Origin of the sequence: Bifidobacterium thermacidophilum subsp. thermacidophilum DSM 15837 (assembly GCF_000426425.1) — a bacterium.
Lineage (GTDB): Bacteria > Actinomycetota > Actinomycetes > Actinomycetales > Bifidobacteriaceae > Bifidobacterium > Bifidobacterium thermacidophilum.
Genome location: NZ_AUFI01000005.1, coordinates 1 through 1,222, shown reverse-complemented (window position 1 = coordinate 1,222; position 1,222 = coordinate 1). Strand labels below are relative to the sequence as shown.

General features: G+C 61.7%; 1 rRNA gene. It reads left to right on the top strand.

What is annotated here, in order from left to right:
• Positions 1 to 1,222, top strand: a 23S ribosomal RNA gene (locus K315_RS10090); the annotation flags it as partial.

The window sequence follows — 1,222 nt, the reverse complement described above, 5'->3', positions numbered from 1 at the left end:
GTTGAGGGCCTGTGTGTCCGGTCTCCGACGGGGCCGGGCCGAGTGATAAAACGACGTGTGAGGCGAGCAGGATTGAATGCCTGGCCGGAGAGGGTGATGGCCCCGTAGCCGTATGCGTGTCGTCTCGGTATCACAGTTTGCCCAAGTAGCACGGGCCTCGTGGAATCCCGTGTGAATCTGCCCCGACCGTGGGGTGAGCCTAAGTATTCCCGTCTGACCGATAGTGTACCAGTACCGTGAGGGAAAGGTGAAAAGCACCCCGGGAGGGGAGTGAAAGAGTTCCTGAAACCGTGCGCCTACGATCCGTCGGAGCCTCCGTGTGGGGTGACGGCGTGCCTATCGAAAAATGAGTCTGCGAGTCAGTGGCATGTGGCGTGCATAAGCCGTGTGGCGTATGCGTAGCGAAGGCGAGTCCTAATAAGGCGTTTGTCGCGTGTCCTGGACCCGAAGCGGGATGATCTAGCCCTGGGCAGGTTGAAGCGTGGGTAAGACCGCGTGGAGGACCGCACCCACCTGGGTTGAAAACCGGGGGGATGACCTGGGGCTAGGGGTGAAAGGCCAATCAAATTCCGTGATAGCTGGTTCTCTCCGAAATGCATTTAGGTGCAGCGTCGCGTGTCGCCTCCGGGGGGTAGAGCTACCGGATGCTTGAGGGCCCGGTTCGGGTACCGACAGCAGCCGAACTCCGAATACCCGTGAGGTGTGGCGCGGCAGTGAGTCGGCGGGGGATAAGCTCCGTCGTCGAGAGGGAGACAGCCCAGAGCGTCGTTTAAGGTCCCGAAGCGTGTGCTAAGTGGGAAAGGATGTGGGGCCGCATAGACAGCCAGGAGGTTGGCTCAGAAGCAGCCATCCTTGAAAGAGTGCGTAACAGCTCACTGGTCTAGTGGTCCCGCGCCGACAATGTAGCGGGGCTCAAGCACACCACCGAAGACGCGCCGGCAGTTGATGCCGGGTAGGAGAGCGTCCCCCATGGGGCGAAGCGGCCGCGTGAGCGTGTCGTGGACCGTGGGGGAGTGAGAATGCAGACATGAGTAGCGAGAGACGGGTGAGGATCCCGTCCGCTGGATGACCAAGGGTTCCGGGGCCACGTTCGTCGTCCCCGGGTCAGTCGGGTCCTAAGGCGAGGCCGACAGGCGTAGTCGAATGGATGAACGGGTTGATATTCCCGTACCGGCTGGGGACCGTCAAAGCCGAAGCGCGTGCGCTAACCTCCGCTTCCCGT